This is a genomic window from Streptomyces sp. NPDC041713 (assembly GCF_055591085.1).
Window position 1 is genome coordinate 258,679 of sequence record NZ_JBVIZY010000001.1, and the last position, 17,491, is coordinate 276,169.

General features: G+C 71.8%; 12 protein-coding genes and 3 tRNA genes. 11 read left to right on the plus strand and 4 right to left on the minus strand.

Annotated features, from left to right (window positions below; genetic code table 11):
* Positions 1-120 precede the first annotated feature (120 nt).
* From ACZ6CV_RS01130 to ACZ6CV_RS01150, 5 genes are all read left to right on the plus strand, one after another.
* Entirely contained in the window at positions 121-936 is an 816-nt protein-coding gene (locus ACZ6CV_RS01130; protein WP_469248629.1) for a sirohydrochlorin chelatase, read from the plus strand.
* A gap of 62 nt (positions 937-998) precedes the next feature.
* The gene (locus tag ACZ6CV_RS01135; RefSeq protein ID WP_469248630.1) at positions 999-2,357 is read left to right on the plus strand and encodes a deoxyguanosinetriphosphate triphosphohydrolase; all 1,359 of its coding nucleotides are present in this window, start codon (positions 999-1,001) and stop codon (positions 2,355-2,357) included.
* A 162-nt stretch (positions 2,358-2,519) separates the two neighbouring features.
* On the plus strand, positions 2,520-3,782 hold the full coding sequence (locus tag ACZ6CV_RS01140) for an NAD(P)/FAD-dependent oxidoreductase (RefSeq protein WP_469248632.1): 1,263 nt from the start codon (positions 2,520-2,522) through the stop codon (positions 3,780-3,782).
* 43 nt (positions 3,783-3,825) lie between these two features.
* Positions 3,826-5,724 carry a DNA primase gene (gene dnaG / locus ACZ6CV_RS01145; RefSeq protein WP_469248635.1) on the plus strand — a complete coding sequence of 633 codons (1,899 nt, stop codon included), beginning with the start codon at positions 3,826-3,828 and terminating at the stop codon, positions 5,722-5,724.
* 191 nt (positions 5,725-5,915) lie between these two features.
* Entirely contained in the window at positions 5,916-7,277 is a 1,362-nt protein-coding gene (locus ACZ6CV_RS01150) for an RNA polymerase sigma factor (RefSeq protein WP_469248636.1), read from the plus strand.
* A 2-nt stretch (positions 7,278-7,279) separates the two neighbouring features.
* Here the strand turns inward: ACZ6CV_RS01150 and ACZ6CV_RS01155 are convergent, their stop codons facing one another.
* From ACZ6CV_RS01155 to ACZ6CV_RS01170, 4 genes are all read right to left on the minus strand, one after another.
* Complete coding sequence (locus tag ACZ6CV_RS01155) at positions 7,280-9,178, minus strand: ABC transporter ATP-binding protein (RefSeq protein ID WP_469248638.1); 1,899 nt, start codon at positions 9,176-9,178, stop codon at positions 7,280-7,282.
* 26 nt (positions 9,179-9,204) lie between these two features.
* Positions 9,205-10,938 carry an ABC transporter ATP-binding protein gene (locus tag ACZ6CV_RS01160; RefSeq protein ID WP_469248640.1) on the minus strand — a complete coding sequence of 578 codons (1,734 nt, stop codon included), beginning with the start codon at positions 10,936-10,938 and terminating at the stop codon, positions 9,205-9,207.
* Positions 10,939-11,112: 174 nt separating this feature from the next.
* Positions 11,113-12,543, minus strand: a complete 1,431-nt coding sequence (locus ACZ6CV_RS01165) for an FGGY family carbohydrate kinase (RefSeq protein WP_362367313.1) — start codon at positions 12,541-12,543, stop codon at positions 11,113-11,115.
* Between the two features lie 199 nt (positions 12,544-12,742).
* A complete protein-coding gene (locus ACZ6CV_RS01170; protein ID WP_469249581.1) occupies positions 12,743-13,048 on the minus strand; it encodes a YtxH domain-containing protein in 306 nt (101 codons plus the stop codon).
* Between the two features lie 234 nt (positions 13,049-13,282).
* On the opposite strand from ACZ6CV_RS01170, the gene ACZ6CV_RS01175 reads away from it, so the two are divergent.
* From ACZ6CV_RS01175 to ACZ6CV_RS01200, 6 genes are all read left to right on the plus strand, one after another.
* Positions 13,283-13,355: transfer RNA gene (locus ACZ6CV_RS01175), tRNA-Asn, on the plus strand.
* 5 nt (positions 13,356-13,360) lie between these two features.
* Positions 13,361-13,433 (plus strand) — tRNA-Asn (locus tag ACZ6CV_RS01180).
* 262 nt (positions 13,434-13,695) lie between these two features.
* A tRNA-Ile gene (locus tag ACZ6CV_RS01185) sits at positions 13,696-13,772 on the plus strand.
* A gap of 361 nt (positions 13,773-14,133) precedes the next feature.
* Positions 14,134-14,535, plus strand: a complete 402-nt coding sequence (locus ACZ6CV_RS01190; protein WP_355808665.1) for a TOBE domain-containing protein — start codon at positions 14,134-14,136, stop codon at positions 14,533-14,535.
* Positions 14,536-14,641: 106 nt separating this feature from the next.
* Positions 14,642-15,442: a molybdate ABC transporter substrate-binding protein gene (gene modA, locus ACZ6CV_RS01195; protein WP_469248643.1), complete on the plus strand. Its 801-nt coding sequence runs from the start codon at positions 14,642-14,644 to the stop codon at positions 15,440-15,442.
* A 5-nt stretch (positions 15,443-15,447) separates the two neighbouring features.
* Positions 15,448-17,484, plus strand: coding sequence for an ABC transporter permease (locus ACZ6CV_RS01200; RefSeq protein WP_469248644.1), 2,037 nt, complete (start codon positions 15,448-15,450; stop codon positions 17,482-17,484).
* Positions 17,485-17,491 lie beyond the last annotated feature (7 nt).

Below are 17,491 nucleotides of genomic sequence, written 5' to 3' on the forward strand. Positions count from 1 at the left end.
GTCCCCACCCCGCCCCTGGGCCCACCCCTGACCGCGCCCCGCCGCCCGCCGTGAGCGCCGGGAAAACTGCCGTCACCACCGCGCAACGCCCCGGCAACATCCCCCGGCCATCCTCGGTCCATGACGCCGTCGAACCCTCTTCACCACGCGTCCGGCAACCCCTACCGCGATACCCGACCCCGCCGCCCCACCCTCGTCCTCGTCGCCCACGGCAGCCGCGACCCCCGCGCCCTCACCACCGTCACCGCCCTCGCCGAGCGCGTCCGCGAGCAGCGCCCCGGTCTCGCCGTCCGGCTGGGGCACATCGAACTGAACGAGCCACTGCTCACCGACACCCTCGACACGCTGGCCCACGAGGCCGCCGTCCTCGTCCCCCTGCTCCTCGGCCGCGGCCAGCACGTCAAGCGCGACATACCCGAAGCGGCCGCGGACGCCGCCTCGGTCGACGCCCGCGTCGCCGCCGCGCTCGGACCGCACCCGCTGCTCGCCGACGCGCTGCACGCCCGGCTCGTCCAGGCGGGCTGGCCCGCGCGGAACATGGGCGCGCGCGAGCGCCGCCGGCACGCCGTGGTCCTCGCCGCCGCGGGCTCCCGCGACCCCGAGTCGGCCGCCGACACGGAGACCGCCGCCGCCCTGCTCGCCGAACGCATCGGCGTCCCCGTGGTCCCCGCATACGCCGCCCCGACCGCCGCCTGCGCCCGCAGCGTGCCGCAGGCGCTCGACACCCTCGCCGCGCAGGGGCGGACACGGGCCGCCGTCGCCTCGTACTTCACCGCGCCGGGCCGCTTCGCCGCCCAGAGCGCGGCCGCCGCCCCCCGGCTCGCGGCAGCCCCGCTCGGCGCGCACCCGGCGCTCGCCCGGCTCGTCCTGCACCGCTACGACCAGGCACGCACCGCTCCCGCACCGGCCCGGGAACGCCGTCTCAGCGGTGTCTGACGCAGGCCGGAATCACCGGGGCCAGATCCCTGTTTGTCACTGCTTGCGTCTACTGTCGGTGCATGGAAGGCACAGCACCGCACGCGCGACCCGAGGACCGCACCGCTCACAGCGTCTACAGCGCCTACGACGAGGCAGCCGTCGACCGGTGGGCCGCCGAGCCCGACAAGAGGCCGGGGCGCACGGCCTTTCAGCGTGACCGCGCGCGGGTGCTGCACTCCGCCGCGCTGCGCCGCCTCGCCGGGAAGACGCAGGTCGTCACGCCCGGCACCCGCAGCCAGGCCTGGGACGCCAGCGCCCGCACCCGGCTGACGCACTCTCTGGAGTGCGCCCAGGTGGGCCGCGAGCTGGGCGCCGCCCTGGGCTGCGACCCCGACCTGGTGGAGACGGCGTGCCTCTCGCACGACCTGGGACACCCGCCGTTCGGGCACAACGGCGAACAGGCGCTGAACGACGTGGCGGCCGACTGCGGCGGCTTCGAGGGCAACGCCCAGTCGCTCCGGCTCCTCACCCGCATCGAGCCCAAGCGCTTCGTCCGCGCGCGCGGCGGCGACGAACTGGTCAGCGTCGGCCTCAACCTCACCCGCGCCGCCCTGGACGCCGCCACCAAGTACCCCTGGCCGCGCGGCGGCCACCCCAGCGACCCGGCCTCCGCCAAGTTCGGCGTCTACGAGGACGACCGGCCGGTCTTCGACTGGGTGCGCGGCCAGGCGCCGGGGGACCGCACCTGCTTCGAGGCGCAGATCATGGACTGGTCGGACGACGTCGCGTACTCGGTCCACGACTTCGAGGACGGCCTGCACGCCGGGCACATCGATCCCAACGCGCTGCACGCCGAGCCCGAGCGCCAGGACATCTACGCCGTCGCGATCGGGCGCTACGTCCCCGAGGACACCGACCCCGAAGAGCTCGCCCAGGCCCTCGACCGCCTCCTGGAACAGGAGTGGTGGCCGCACGGGTACGACGGATCGGCCGTCGCCCAGGCCCGGTTGAAGGACGCCACGAGCCAGCTCATCGGCCGCTTCTGTCTGGCCGCGGAGACCGCCACCCGCGCGCGGTACGGCACGGGGCCCCTCACGCGGTACGCGGCCGAGCTGGTCGTCCCCCGCGCGGCGCGCCACGAATGCGCGGTCCTCAAGGCCGTCGCCGACCGCTATGTGATGCAGCGCCCCGCCCAGGAGCGGCTCCGCGCGGACCAGCGCATCATCGTCGCCGAGCTCGCCGAGGCGCTCACCGCCCGCGCCCCCGACGGCCTCGACCCCCAGTTCCGCGCGCTGTACGACGCGGCGGCCGACGACCGGGCCGCCCGCCGCGTGGTGATCGACCAGATCGCGTCGCTCACCGACGCGGCGGCCCGCGCCCTGCACACGCGGATGACGGCGAAGCCGTGGGCCGTGTCCCGGCGGAACGACGGTAAGTGACCATGGAGTGACCACAGGGGGTGACGGAATGTGGCCAGTCGGGGCCACGCCCCCTTCCCGCATCACGCTCCGTGCGGGACGCTCCCTGTGGCGGCAAGACCGAGTGGCAAGTCTGTGTTCTTCCGGGGGACATCCCCGGTACCCCGGGCAAGGAGGCATCAAGTGGTCGACGCGGATCAGACGTTCGTCATTGTCGGAGGAGGGCTGGCCGGCGCCAAGGCGGCCGAGACGCTCCGCTCCGAAGGGTTCACCGGACGGGTGATCCTCATCGGTGACGAGCGCGACCACCCGTACGAGCGTCCGCCCCTGTCCAAGGGCTATCTCCTCGGCAAGGAGGAGCGCGACAGCGTCTTCGTCCACGAACCGGGGTGGTACGCGCAGGCCGACGTCGAACTGCACCTCGGCCAGACCGTCGTCGCCATCGACCGCGCCGCCAAGAACGTGCGCCTGGGCGACGGCACCGTCATCCGCTATGACAAGCTCCTGCTCGTCACCGGCGCCGAACCCCGTCGCCTGGACGTCCCCGGCACCGACCTCGCGGGCGTCCACCACCTGCGCCGGCTCGCCCACGCCGACCGGCTCCGCAACGTCCTGGCCTCCCTCGGCAGGGACAACGGCCACCTGGTCATCGCGGGCGCCGGCTGGATCGGCCTGGAGATCGCCGCGGCCGCCCGTGAGTACGGCGCGGAGGTCACCGTCGTCGAGCCCGAGCCGACCCCGCTGCACGCCGTCCTCGGCCCCGAGGTCGGCCAGATGTTCGCCGACCTGCACGCCGAGCACGGCGTCCGTTTCCACTTCGGCGCCCGGCTCACCGAGATCACCGGCCAGGACGGCATGGTCCTCGCCGCCCGCACCGACGACGGCGAGGAGCACCCGGCGCACGACGTGCTCGCCGCGATCGGCGCGGCCCCCCGCACGGCCCTCGCCGAGTCCGCGGGCCTCGACCTGGCCGACCGCGCGGACGGCGGCGGCATCGCCGTCGACGCCTCCCTGCGCACCTCGGACCCCGACATCTACGCGGCGGGCGACGTGGCCTCCGTGCGCCACGCGCTGTTCGACACCAGCCTGCGCGTGGAGCACTGGGCCAACGCCCTCAACGGCGGACCCGCCGCCGCCCGCGCGATGCTCGGCAAGGAGGTCAGTTACGACCGCGTGCCCTACTTCTTCTCCGACCAGTACGACGTCGGCCTGGAGTACTCCGGCTGGGCGCCCCCGGGCACGTACGACCAGGTGGTGGTCCGCGGCGACACCGGCAAGCGCGAGTTCATCGCCTTCTGGCTGCGCGACGGGCAGGTCCTCGCGGGCATGAACGTCAATGTGTGGGACGTCACGGAGCCGATCCAGCAACTGATCCGGGAGGGCAGGCGCCCCGGCACCGACGCCCTCGCGGACCCGTCGACCCCCCTGACGTCGCTCCTGGGGTGACCGGCCGGGCAGGAGTGTCACAGGTGCCCCGTAGTATTCCTACGTGGCAGGCAGGATCAATGACGAAGACGTGAAGGCGGTTCGGGACGCGGTCCCGATCGACGCCGTGGTCTCCGACTACCTCCAGCTGCGCAACGCCGGGGGCGGAAACCTCAAGGGCCTGTGCCCCTTCCACGACGAGAAGTCCCCGTCCTTCCAGGTCAGCCCGAGCAAGGGTCTCTTCCACTGCTTCGGCTGCCAGGAAGGCGGCGACACGATCGCCTTCGTGATGAAGATCGACCACCTCACCTTCTCGGAGACGGTCGAGCGCCTCGCCGCCCAGGCGGGCATCACGCTGCGCTACGAGGAGGGCGGGTACAACCCCGCCCACCAGCGCGGCGAGCGCATCCGCCTGGTCGAGGCCCACAAGATCGCCGCGCAGTTCTACGTGGACCAGCTGGAGAGCCCCGAGGCCGAGATCGGCCGCAAGTTCCTCGCCGAGCGCGGCTTCGACCAGGCCGCCGCCGCGCACTTCGGCGTGGGCTACAGCCCCGCGGGCTGGGACCACCTCACCCGCTATCTGCGCGGCAAGGGCTTCACCGACAAGGAGCTGACCCTCTCCGGCATCTCCCAGGAGGGCCGCCGCGGCCCCATCGACCGCTTCCGCGGCCGCCTGATGTGGCCCATCCGCGACATCGGCGGCGACGTGGTCGGCTTCGGCGCCCGCAAGCTCCGCGACGACGACAACGGCCCGAAGTACCTGAACACGCCCGAGACGGCGATCTACAAGAAGTCCCAGGTCCTGTACGGCATCGACCTCGCCAAGAAGGAGATCGCCAAGTCCAGCCGCGCGGTCGTCGTCGAGGGCTACACCGACGTGATGGCCTGTCACCTCGCGGGCATCACCACCGCCATCGCGACCTGCGGCACCGCCTTCGGCGGCGACCACATCAAGATCCTCCGGCGCCTTCTGATGGACAACGGCTCGGCCCGGGTGATCTTCACCTTCGACGGTGACGCGGCCGGCCAGAAGGCCGCCCTGCGCGCCTTCGAGGACGACCAGAAGTTCGCCGCCGAGACGTACATCGCCATCGCCCCCGACGGCATGGACCCCTGCGACCTGCGCCTGGCCAAGGGCGACGCGGCCGTCGCCGACCTGGTCGAACCCCGCACCCCGCTCTTCGAGTTCGCGCTGCGCCAGATCGTCTCCCGGTACGACCTGGAGACCCCCGCGGGCCGCGCCGCCGCCCTCGACGAGGCCGCGCCCGTCGTCGCCCGCATCAAGAACAGCGGCGCGCAGCACGAGGTCGCCGTCCAGCTCGCCGGCATGCTCGGCATCCTCGACACCCAGTTCGTCGTCAAGCGCGTCGCCCAGCTGGCCCGCTGGGCCCGCGACCGCGGCGGCCGCGGCCCCGCCCCGGCCCCCCAGCGCACCTCACCGGCGTACGAGAGCGCACCCCAGGGCTTCAGCGGCCCCGCGCTCAACCTCCGCAGCCCCGCCCACCGCACCGAGCGCGAGCTGATCAAACTCGCCCTGCAGTACCCGCAGTTGGTCTCCCCGGCCTTCGACGCGTACGGCATGGACGAGTTCACCGCCCCGCCCTACGCCGCGGTGCGCCGCGCCATCGAGGAGGCGGGCGGCGCGGAGTACGGCGTGCAGGACCCCCAGGAGTACCTCGTGCGCGTCCGCGAGGCGGCGCCCGACGACGCGGTCCGCTCCATGGTCACCGAGCTCGCCGTCGAGGCGATCCTGCGCAAGACGGTCGACGAGATGTACGCGGGCATGCAGCTCGTGCAGGTCCGGCTGCGCGCCGTCGACCGCCGCATCCGGGACGTCCAGGGCAGCCTCGCCCGGCTCGGCGCGGGCGGCGACCCGCAGCATCTGGCCGCCGTGCAGAACGAGTTGTGGGTCCTGCAGCAGTACGGCCGGGCGCTGCGCGAGCGCGGCGCGGACGCGCTCTGAGGGGAATCCCCGAGGCGGTCCCGGAGAACGGTCCCCGAGGCCGTCCCGGAGAACGGTCCCTGAGGTTCCCCGGGGATTCGCCCCGGGCCCCCGGGTTACCCGGCGGGTAACCGAGCGGTCACGGACCGGACTCAAAAAGTCACCGCACGCCCCTCGTGGCGGCCGTGTGTCGTGCCCCACACTGGGTTCCGGTGCCTGAGTCCTCGGAGCGCGGCCGACCCGCAGACAGCGGGTCCGACACCCCCGCGGTTCCACACATCGTGTCCGGGACGGACAGCGGCGAGGCCGTCGTCCCTCTCCCGTTGCCGCACGCCTCAGCTGCGATCACCCTGGAGGTCGCCCCCGTGCAGACCCAGACCCTCACCCAGACCGACACCGCCGCGCGCGCGGATGCGGAATCCGGCGTCCTGGAGTCGGTGCCACCGCAGAGCCGCGGGAGCCGGCATCCGGAGGCGCCGGGCACACCGGACACGGCGGCGACACCGGACGCGGCCCCGGAGGCCGCCGAGACGACCCCGGAGGCCGCCGAGGCCCCGGAGGCGGCTGACGCCCCCGACGCGGCCGACGCCCCCGACGCCCCCGAGGCGCTCGCGCCGGAGACCCTGGAGCTGCCGGCGCCGCGCAGCCGCGCCGAGGCCGGCGGCCCCTCCTCCGACCTGTTCCGCCAGTACCTGCGCGAGATCGGGCGGATCCCGCTGCTCACCGCGGCGGAGGAGGTCGAGCTGGCCCGCGCCGTCGAAGCCGGTCTCTTCGCCGAGGAGAAGCTGAGCAACACCCCCGACCTCGACTCCCAACTCGCTCTGGACCTCGACAAATTGGTCGTCGTGGGTCGGATGGCCAAGCGCCGCCTCATCGAGGCCAACCTCCGCCTGGTCGTCTCCGTCGCCAAGCGGTACGTGGGCCGCGGCCTGACCATGCTCGACCTCGTCCAAGAGGGGAACCTCGGACTGATCCGGGCCGTCGAGAAGTTCGACTATGCCCGCGGCTACAAGTTCTCGACGTACGCGACCTGGTGGATCCGGCAGGCCATGTCCCGCGCCCTCGCGGACCAGGCCCGCACCATCCGCGTGCCCGTGCACGTCGTGGAGCTCATCAACCGCGTCGTACGCGTCCAGCGCCGCATGCTCCAGGAGCGCGGGTACGAACCCACGCCCGAGGAGGTCGCCGCCCATCTGGACCTGCCGCCCGAGCGCGTCAGCGAGGTGCTGCGCCTGGCGCAGGAGCCCGTCTCGCTGCACGCGCCCGTCGGCGAGGAGGACGACGTCGCGCTCGGCGACCTCATCGAGGACGGCGACGCCACGTCCCCCGTGGAATCGGCGGCGTTCCTCCTCCTCCGCGAGCACCTGGAAGCGGTCCTCTCCACGCTCGGCGAGCGCGAGCGCAAGGTCGTCCAGCTGCGCTACGGCCTCGCGGACGGCAGGCCCCGCACGCTGGAGGAGATCGGCCGGATCTTCGGCGTGACGCGCGAACGGATCCGGCAGATCGAGTCGAAGACCCTCAACAAACTGAGGGACCATGCCTTCGCCGACCAGCTGCGGGGCTACCTGGACTGACCTCAGTCCACCTCGGCGACCGCCTGGGCGAACTGCGCCGCGTACAGCCGCGCATACGCCCCTTCGGACGCCAGCAGCGCGTCATGCGTGCCCTGCTCCACGATCGCGCCGTTCTCCATCACCAGGATCGTGTCCGCGTCCCGGATCGTGGAGAGCCGGTGCGCGATCACGAACGACGTACGCCCGTGCGCGAGGCGGGCCATCGCCTTCTGGATGAGGACCTCCGTACGCGTGTCGACGGAGCTGGTCGCCTCGTCGAGCACCAGGATCACCGGGTCGGACAGGAACGCCCGCGCGATGGTGATGAGCTGCTTCTCGCCGGCGCTCACGCCCGTGCCGTCGTCGTCGATCACGGTGTCGTACCCGTCGGGCAGCGTCCGCACGAAACGGTCGGCGTGCGCGGCGCGTGCCGCCTCCTCGACCTCCTCGCGCGTGACGTCCTTCGACGCGCCGTACGCGATGTTCTCCGCGATGGTGCCGCCGAACAGCCAGGTGTCCTGGAGCACCATGCCGATCCCGGTGCGCAGCTCGTCCCGGGACATCCCGGCGATGTCGACGCCGTCCAGGGTGATGCGGCCGCCCGTCACCTCGTAGAACCGCATGAGCAGGTTGACCAGCGTGGTCTTGCCGGCGCCCGTCGGTCCGACGATGGCGACCGTGTGACCGGGCTCCACCACCAGCGACAGGTCCTCGATGAGCGGCTTGTCCTGCTCGTAGCGGAAGGAGACGTGCTCCATCGCGACCCGGCCCTCGAGGTGGTCGGGGCGCTCGCCCGGCACCGGGTCGGCCTCCTGCTCCTCGGCGTCGAGGATCTCGAAGACCCGCTCGGCCGAGGCGACGCCCGACTGCACGAGGTTGGCCATCGAGGCGACCTGCGTCAGCGGCATCGAGAACTGCCGCGAGTACTGGATGAACGCCTGCACGTCACCGATGGACAGCGACCCGGAGGCCACCCGCAGGCCGCCCACCACGGCGACGAGCACGTAGTTCAGGTTCGAGATGAAGAACATCAGCGGCTGCATGACACCGCTGTTGAACTGCGCCTTGAACCCGGCCTCGTACAGCTGCTCGTTCTGCTCGCGGAAGGCCTCGGCGGACTCGTCCTGCCGGCCGAACACCTTCACCAGGGCGTGCCCGGTGTACATCTCCTCGACATGGGCGTTCAGCTTGCCGGTGGTCTTCCACTGCTGCACGAACTGCGGCTGGGACCGCTTGCCGACCTTCGTCGCGACGAAGAACGACAGCGGGACGGTGACCAGCGCGACCAGGGCGAGCAGCGGGGAGACCCAGAACATCATCACCAGGACGCCGATGATGGTCAGCAGCGAGTTGATGAGCTGCCCCATCGTCTGCTGCAGCGTCTGGTTGATGTTGTCGAGGTCGTTCGTGGCGCGGCTCAGGACCTCGCCGCGCTGGCGCTTGTCGAAGTACGACAGCGGCAGCCGGGACAGCTTCGTCTGGACGTCGGCGCGCATCCGGAAGACGGTCTTGTTGATCACCCGGTTCGACAGCCGCGTCGCCACGGCCATCAGCAGGCCCGCGATCAGGAAGGTGCCGAGCGCGAGCAGCAGGACCTCGCCCACCGCGCCGAAGTCGATGCCCTCGCCGGGGGTGAAGTCGACGCCGGAGAGCATGTCGGCCATGCCGCCCTCGCCCTTGGCGCGCAGCGCGTCGAGGGCCTGTTCCTTCGTCGCCCGCGCCGGCATGTCACGGCCGACGATGCCCGCGAAGAGCAGGTCGGTCGCGCGGCCGAGGATCTTCGGGCCGAGCACGGAGAGCGCGACGCTCACGACGGCGGCGGCGAGCATCGCGTACATCGTGGCCCGCTCGGGCCTGAATTGCGCGAGCAGCCGCTTGCCGGACCCCTTGAAGTTCATCGACCGGGAGTCGGGGCCCATCATGGGCCCGCCCATACCACCTGGGGGCATTACGCGGCCTCCGCTTCCGTCAGCTGGGAGAGCACGATCTCCCGGTAGGTCTCGTTGCTCTCCATCAGTTCGTGATGGCGGCCCGTGCCCACGACCCGGCCCTCGTCGAGGACCACGATGCGGTCGGCGTCCCGGATGGTCGACACCCGCTGGGCGACGATGACGACGGTCGCCTCGGAGGTCTCACGGCCCAGTGCGGCCCGCAGCGCCGCGTCGGTGGCGTAGTCGAGGGCGGAGAACGAGTCGTCGAAGAGGTAGATCTCCGGGCGCTGCACGAGCGTGCGCGCGATGGACAGGCGCTGGCGCTGGCCGCCGGAGACGTTGGTGCCGCCCTGCGAGATGGGCGCGTCCAGGCCCTCTTCCAAGCCTTCGACGAACTCCTTGGCCTGCGCGACCTCCAGCGCGTGCCAGAGCTCCTCGTCGGTGGCGTCGGGGTTGCCGTAGCGCAGGTTGGTGGCGACGGTGCCGGCGAACAGGTACGGCTTCTGCGGTACGAGGCTCACGGTCCGCGCGAGCAGCGCGGGCTCGACGGTGCTCACGTCCACGCCGCCGACCAGGACCTCGCCCTCGGTGACGTCGATCAGCCGCGGCACGAGATTGAGCAGCGTCGACTTGCCGCTGCCGGTCGACCCGATCACCGCGGTCGTCTCGCCGGGACGGGCCACGAGGTGGACGGACTTGAGGACGGGCTCCTCGGCGCCGGGGTAGCGGAAGCCGGCGTCCCGGATCTCCAGGTGTCCGTGGCTGCGCAGCTCGCGCACCGGGGCGGCCGGGGGCACCACGCTGCTGTCGGTGTCCAGGACCTCCTCGATGCGCTCGGCACAGACCTCCGCGCGCGGCACCATCATGAACATGAAGGTGGCCATCATCACGGACATCACGATCTGCATCAGATAGGCGAGGAACGCGGTGAGCGCGCCGATCTGCATGCCGCCGCTGTCGATGCGGTGGGCGCCGAACCACACCACCGCGATCGAGGAGAGGTTCACGACGGTCATCACGATCGGGAACATCAGCGCGAGGAGCTTGCCAGTGCCGAGCGAGACCTCGGTCAGATCGGCGTTGGCCTTGCGAAAGCGCTCCTTCTCGTACTCGTCCCGGACGAAGGCGCGGATGACGCGGTTGCCGGTGATCTGCTCGCGCAGCACGCGGTTCACGGTGTCGAGCCGCTCCTGCATGGTGCGGAACAGCGGCCGCAGCCGCCGCACGATCAGGCTCACGCTGATGCCGAGGACGGGCACGACGGCGAGGAGGACCCCGGAGAGCGGCACGTCCAGACCGAGCGCCATCACGATGCCGCCCACACACATGATGGGCGCCGACACCATCAGCGTGAACGACATCAGGACCAGCATCTGGACCTGCTGGACGTCGTTGGTGGTCCGGGTGATCAGCGACGGGGCGCCGAACTGGCCCACTTCGCGCGCGGAGAACGACTGCACGCGGTCGAAGACGGCGGCCCGCACGTCCCGGCCGAGCGCCGCGGCGGTCCGCGCGCCGAAGTAGACGGCTCCGACGTTGCAGATCATCTGCACGACGGTGACGGCGATCATGATGCCGCCGAAGGCGAGGATGTAGCCCGTGTCTCCCTCGACGACACCGTTGTCGATGATGTCGGCGTTCAGGGAGGGCAGGTAGAGCGCGGCGCAGGTCTGCAGGAACTGCAGCAGCACCAGCAGGGCGATGGGTTTCTGGTACGGACGCAGATACGTCCGCAGGAGTCTTATGAGCACGCTCGGTCTCTCGAGGAGTCGGGTGTCGGCAGGGTGGTGGGCGAGGTGGCCCTCAATCCTGCGACACCCGACCCGTGGGTGTGCAACCGATTAACCCATGACCGGGTCAAATTTCAGCCCGGGTAAAGAAGTGGATCCACTGAAGGATCTTCGTACGGGACGTCCCGCGGAGGGTCAGGAGGCGAAGGCCCCCGGATGGGACTGCTCCCGCACCGTCGCGTACTGCTGGCGCACCGCCTGCCCCACCGCGAGCTCCTCGCCCGGCTCGAAGACCTGCGCCGCCGCCCCCTGCCAGTACGGCAGTTGACCGGTCAGCGCCCAGGCCGCCTGCCGCGCCGCACCGATCGCCGCGTAGTCCGCGGGCTGCGGCACCACGACCTGCGTACCGAACAGCATCGGCGCGGCGGCCTGGACGGCGGGCAGCTCGGCGGCCGCGCCCAGCAGGAAGACCCGCCGGACCTCGACCCCGCGCCCGCGCAGCACGTCCAGCGCGTCGCCGAGCCCGCACAGCATCCCCTCGAAGGCGGCCCGCGCCAGGTGCTCGGGCTTCATCGACTCGCGCCGCAGCCCGGTCAGCGTGCCCGCGGCGTGCGGCAGGTTGGGCGTCTTCTCGCCCTCCAGGTAGGGCAGGAGTACGAGCCCGTGCGCGCCCGGCGTGGACTTCATGGCGAGCGCGGAGAGCTCTTCGAGGTCGGTGATCCCGAGCATCTCGCCCGTGCCGCGCAGGACCCGTACGGCGTTCATCGTGTGGACCACCGGCAGATGCAGCCCCGTGGCGTCCGCCAGTGAGGTGATGATCCCCCGCGCGTCGACGAGCGCCTCGTGGTGCACGGCCATCACCGAGCCCGATGCCCCGAGCGAGACGACGGCGTCGCCCTGCTGCACGCCGAGCCCGAAGGCCGCGGCCATCGTCTCGCCGGTGCCCGCGGAGATCAGCAGCCCCTCGGGGGTGGTGCCCGCGGCCTCGGCGGGGCCGATCACCTCGGGGAGCATCGCCTGGTGGCCCAGGGCCAGTTCGACGAGGTCGGGGCGGTACGTGCCGGTCGCTGCGGACCAGTACCCGGTGCCGGAGGCGCCGCCGCGGTCGGTCGTCCGGCGGGCGGGCCGGCCGAGCAGCTGCCAGACGAGCCAGTCGGGGGCCTGCATGAGGGCGGAGACCCGCCGCGCGGCATCCGGTTCGGTCTTCGCCAGCCAGCGCAGCTTCGTCACCGGCTCCGCGGACCGGGGCACGCACCCCACGGCCTGCGCCCATGCCTCGCGTCCGCCGAGCCGGTCGACGAGGTCGACGGCGGCGACCTGGGTCCTGCGGTCGTTGCCGACGAGGGCGGGCCGCACGGTGTTGCCGTGCTGGTCGAGCGGTACGAGGGCGTTCTGCTGGGCCGATACGCCGATGGCCTGCACCCCTTCGAGCAGCCCGCCGCCGGCCGCCTCGCCGAGGGAGAGCAGCCACGCCTGTGGATCGACGTCGGACGGCCGCGAGCCGCCCTCGCCGCTCTCCAGCGGATGCGGGGCATAGCCCTGCTTGAGTACGGCGCCCGTGTCCGTGTCACAGACCACGATGCGCGTGAAATCGGGCGAACTGTCCAACCCTGCGACTATCCCCATGAGGGAATTCTGCCGCACCGCGGGGCGTGGCCCGTACCCGTGTCCCGTACCTGTGTTCGCTCTCGTGATCCCGCGGGACCACGCCTGATCCCCCTTGGCCCCCCCGTCGGACGCGGAACGCGCCGCCCGGCCTCGTCGGCGGGGCGGCGCGCGCGGCGGACCGCTCGGTTCCGTCAGGTGTCGCTGTCAGGTGTTCCCGTCAGGTGTTGCTGGTGCCCCAGTCGTCCTCGACGCCGCCCTGTCCGCGCTGTTCACGCAGGGAACGGACCCGGTCGGCGACCGAGTCGGGCATCCGGTCCCCGACCTTCTCGGAGACCGAGTGGAGCGCCTTGCCCGCGACCTCGCGCCCCTGCTGGGTCGCGGACTCGACGGTGTTGCGCACGGCCGGGTTCTGCGAGATCCCGCGGGCGGACTTCTTCAACTGCTCGTAGCGCTCGCGTCCGGCCCGGGTCCCGAGCACGTACCCGAGGGCCAGTCCCACCACGAATGTGAGCCGGTACCGCATGGCTGCCACCCTTCTCCTACGTCTACGTCGTCCGCTGCATCGGCTACGCACGTGCGTCGCTCTGTCACTGTCTGCCGTCACGGGGTGCCGTCACGGTGCCGGCGCTCGCCGCTGATCGCCCGAGGGGATACCGATTGGCGGAGCACCCCCCTGCTTGCGCTAATGTATGTGTCGCAGCGAACGCCCGCCGCCCGGAGAGTTCCCAGGTAGGTGCGTTCGATGCAAACGAGACGATCCCCTGTAGCTCAATTGGCAGAGCAGCCGGCTGTTAACCGGCAGGTTACTGGTTCGAGTCCAGTCGGGGGAGCTCGGTCTCCTGTAGCTCAATTGGCAGAGCAGCCGGCTGTTAACCGGCAGGTTACTGGTTCGAGTCCAGTCGGGAGAGCTGTACGAAGGACCCCCGAGGACCCCCTCGGGGGTCCTTTTTCATGCCCGCTCGTGCACGGATCCCACCTGATCCACGGCTGATCCGCACCTGATCCGGCCCTGATCCGGCCCTGTTTCGCGCCGGTTTCCCGCCTGGTGGAACCATGCGGGCAGCACGGAGGTCCTCATGGTCGAGCGATGCCGACCATCCGAAGCAGGAGATCGTATGAGCGGCTATGCTGCGGCAGACGGCGCGCACAAATGTGCGCGACGCGCCGTTAGGGGCGGTAGCTCAGCCGGTTAGAGCAGCGGACTCATAATCCGTCGGCCGTGGGTTCGAGTCCCACCCGCCCCACCACAGCGCTAGGGCGCAGGAACGATTCCACCTGCGTCAACGACGCAAACCTCCGGGTGGCGCCCGTTTGGGTGGCACCAGGGCGAGCGCGAGCGCTCGCGAGGAAGCCTCCGGCCCCCGTGGCCGCGCTCGTCCCGCACGAACCGAGCCCGCATTCCCTTCTCTCCCCGCCCCGCCCCCACCTCGGGCGGGTTTCTTGCGTTCTGCACCTGTGCGGGGCGATTCACGTAGAGATCCCTCGCAGCCGGCCCGGCCCGCCCGCGCCACGGGAGCGTTGGGTGTTCCTCCAAGGCGGGTCGCATTTGCGATGGAGTTCTCTCTCAACTTTTACAAATGCGAGGCCATCGCCCCTATCGTGGCGCACATGCAGTCCTACACGATTGGGCAGGCCGCGCGTCTGCTCGGGGTCAGTCCTGATACCGCTCGGCGGTGGGCCGATGCCGGTCGGGTCGTCACGCATCGTGATGAAGGCGGGCGGCGGCTCATCGACGGGCGGGATCTCGCCGCGTTCTCCGTGGAGCTCGCGCGGAGCGGGGGTGACGCGGGGGACGAGGACGTCTCGTACACCACCGCCCGCAACGCCTTTCCCGGCATCGTCACCGCCGTGAAGCTCGGTGACGTCGCCGCTCAGGTGGAGATCCAGGCCGGGCCCCACCGGCTGGTCTCGCTGCTGACCCGGGAGGCCGTGGAGGAGCTCGGCCTGGAGGTCGGCGTCGAGGCCACCGCCCGCGTGAAGTCCACCAACGTGCACATCGATCGCGCCTGACGCCGGGCGGTCGATCGGTCGGGGGTCACCATTCCTCGTGGGCCCCGTAGATCTTCTTCGTCGTCCCTCTGCCTCTCCCCGTACGCCATCCGCCAGGAGCCCTCTCATGTCCCCGAAGTTCTCCGCCCGCACCGTGCGCCGTACCGCCGCCGTCGTCGTCAGCGCCGCCCTGCTCGTGCCCCTCGCCGGCTGTGGCAGTGATGACGACAGTGACGGGAAGAAGGAGGGCGGCAGCGGCAAGGACGTGAAGCTCACCGTTCTCGCCGCCTCCTCTCTCACCGACGTCTTCGCCACCGCCGAGAAGACGTACGAGAAGGAGCACCCCGGCACCGACATCACCGTCTCCGCCGCCGGGTCGCAGGAGCTCGCCGCGCAGGTCGAGCAGGGGTCGCCCGCCGACGTCCTCGTCACCGCCGACACCAAGACCATGGACGGGCTCAAGGGGGAGACGAACAAGCCCGACATCATCGCCAAGAACCGGCTCGTCATCGCCACCCGCGAAGGCAACCCCGAGAAGGTCACCTCGCTCAAGGACCTCTCCGACAGCAAGCTCAAGGTCGTCCTCGCCGACGACACCGTGCCCGTCGGGCGGTACAGCAAGCAGGTCCTCGACGCCCAGAAGGTCTCCGTGAAGCCGGTCTCCAAGGAGGCCAACGTCCGGTCCGTGCTCAGCAAGGTCGAGCTCGGCGAGGCCGACGCCGGCATCGTCTACAAGACCGACGCCGCCACCGCGACCGACAAGGTCGACGCCGTCGACATCCCCGACGCGCAGAACGCCGTCGCCTCCTACCCGGCCGCGACCCTCAAGGGGTCGAAGAACGCTGACGCCGCCGCCGCGTTCGTGAAGTGGCTCAGCACCCCCGAGGCGCAGAAGATCCTTCGGGACGCGGGCTTCCAGAAGCCGTAGTCGCCATGCTCCGCACACGCTCACGCTCACGTCCACGCGTCCGTACGCGGCCGCCGTTCACGCTCGCCGTTCCCGCCCTGCTCGCCGTCGCGTTCCTGCTGATGCCGCTCGTCGGCATCCTCGCGCGGACCGAGTGGGGCGACCTCGGCACGCATCTGACCGCCCCCGGCGTCACCCAGGCCCTGAAGCTGTCGCTGCTCGTCTCCTGCTGGGCGCTCGGGCTCTCGCTCGTGCTCGGGGTGCCGCTGGCCTGGCTGCTGGCCCGGGTGGAGTTCCCGGGGAAGGCGCTCGTACGGTCCCTCGTACTGCTGCCGATGGTGCTGCCGCCCACCGTCGGCGGCGTCGCGCTGCTGCTCGGGTTCGGGCGGCGCGGGGTCCTCGGGCCCTGGCTCGAGAACACCTTCGGGATCGTGCTGCCCTTCCACACCTCGGGGGCGGTGGTCGCGGCCACCTTCGTCGCGATGCCGTTCCTCGTGATCAGCCTGGAGGGCGCGCTGGGCGGGCTGCGGCCCGGGTTCGAGGAGACCGCGGCGTCGCTCGGGGCCTCTCCGGTACGGGTGTTCCTCACCGTCACCCTGCCGATGGTCGCCCCCGGACTCGTCGCGGGAGCCGCGCTCACCTGGGCGCGGGCCCTCGGCGAGTTCGGGGCGACCATCACCTTCGCGGGGAATCTGCCCGGGACCACGCAGACCCTGCCGCTCCAGGTGTATCTGCTCCTCCAGGACTCGCCGGAGGCCGCCACCTCGCTGTCGCTGCTCCTGCTCGCCATCGCGATGGCCGTCCTCGTCGGGCTGCGGGGGCGGTGGACGATGGGGGCCTCCGTGCGCGGACAGGGCGTACGGGGAGTACGAGGGGTACGGGGATCGGCGCCCGCCGACTCCCCGGACGGGGACGATCCGGCGGCGGCGCTCGCCTCCGCCTCCCCGGCATCGGTGGCTTCGGCGACTTCGGTGACTTCGGTGGCTTCGGCGGACGTGAAGGCCGCGGAGCCCGCCGAACAGTGGGCCCTGCACGCCGACGTCACCGGTCACAACCAGCTCACCCTCGACGTCGACCCCGGCATCACCATCGCCGTGGTCGGACCCAACGGCGCCGGCAAGACCACGCTGCTGCGCGCCCTGCTCGGGCTCACCCCGCGCGCCCACGCGCGGTTGCGGCTCGGCGAACGGGACGTCACCGCGCTGCCGCCGCACCGCCGCGGCGTCGCCTGGGTGCCGCAGGAAGGCGCCCTCTTCCCGCACCTGAGCGCGCTGGGCAACACGGCGTACGGGCTGCGCGCGCAGGGCGTGCGGCGGGCCGAGGCACGCCGGGAGGCGCGGGTCTGGCTCGACCGGCTCGGCGTCGGGCACCTCGCGCACCGCAGGCCCGCCCAGCTCTCCGGCGGGCAGGCCCAGCGGGTCGCGCTCGCCCGGGCGTTGGCGGCGCGGCCCCGGCTGCTGCTCCTCGACGAACCGCTCGCCGCGCTCGACCAGACCACCCGCGCCCACGTCCGCCACACGCTCCGCCGCCACCTCGACGGGTTCGGCGGGGTGTGCCTCATCGTCACGCACGATCCCGTCGAGGCGGTGTCGCTGGCCGACCGGGTCCTCGTACTCGACGACGGGCGTACGTTGCAGGACGCCTCGCCCGCCGACGTCACCCGGCATCCGCGGTCGCCGTGGGTGGCCCGGATGCTCGGCCGCAACGCGTGGCCCGGCACGGTCGACGCCGACGGCACGCTGGTCCTGGCGGGGGAGGGGCGCCTGGTCGTCGCCGAGCCGCCGACGGCCGGGGCGGGTGCTCCGGCGCTCGCGGTCATCGCGCCGGAGGCGGTGTCCGTGCACCGCGAGAAGCCGGAGGGCAGCCCGCGCAACGTCTGGCCCGGGACGGTACGGGAGATCACCACCGCCGGGAGCCGGCTGCGCGTCCTGATCGCCTCGGCCGAGGCACCCGACCTGGTCGCCGAGATCACCCCGCAGGCCGCGCTCGACCTCGGGCTCGTGGACGGGGCGGAGGTGTGGACCAGCGTGAAGGCCACGGAGGTCTCGGTGGTCGAGCTCTGACGTCCTC

Excerpts from the sequence above, each read along its gene's own strand:
- ACZ6CV_RS01130 (WP_469248629.1), top strand. The coding sequence starts at position 121 with ATGACGCCGTCGAACCCTCTTCACCACGCGTCCGGCAACCCCTACCGC.
- ACZ6CV_RS01135 (WP_469248630.1), top strand. The coding sequence starts at position 999 with ATGGAAGGCACAGCACCGCACGCGCGACCCGAGGACCGCACCGCTCAC.
- ACZ6CV_RS01155 (WP_469248638.1), bottom strand. The coding sequence starts at position 9,178 with ATGATGGGCCCCGACTCCCGGTCGATGAACTTCAAGGGGTCCGGCAAG.
- ACZ6CV_RS01165 (WP_362367313.1), bottom strand. The coding sequence starts at position 12,543 with ATGGGGATAGTCGCAGGGTTGGACAGTTCGCCCGATTTCACGCGCATC.
- ACZ6CV_RS01170 (WP_469249581.1), bottom strand. The coding sequence starts at position 13,048 with ATGCGGTACCGGCTCACATTCGTGGTGGGACTGGCCCTCGGGTACGTG.
- ACZ6CV_RS01190 (WP_355808665.1), top strand. The coding sequence starts at position 14,134 with ATGCAGTCCTACACGATTGGGCAGGCCGCGCGTCTGCTCGGGGTCAGT.
- modA (WP_469248643.1), top strand. The coding sequence starts at position 14,642 with ATGTCCCCGAAGTTCTCCGCCCGCACCGTGCGCCGTACCGCCGCCGTC.
- ACZ6CV_RS01200 (WP_469248644.1), top strand. The coding sequence starts at position 15,448 with ATGCTCCGCACACGCTCACGCTCACGTCCACGCGTCCGTACGCGGCCG.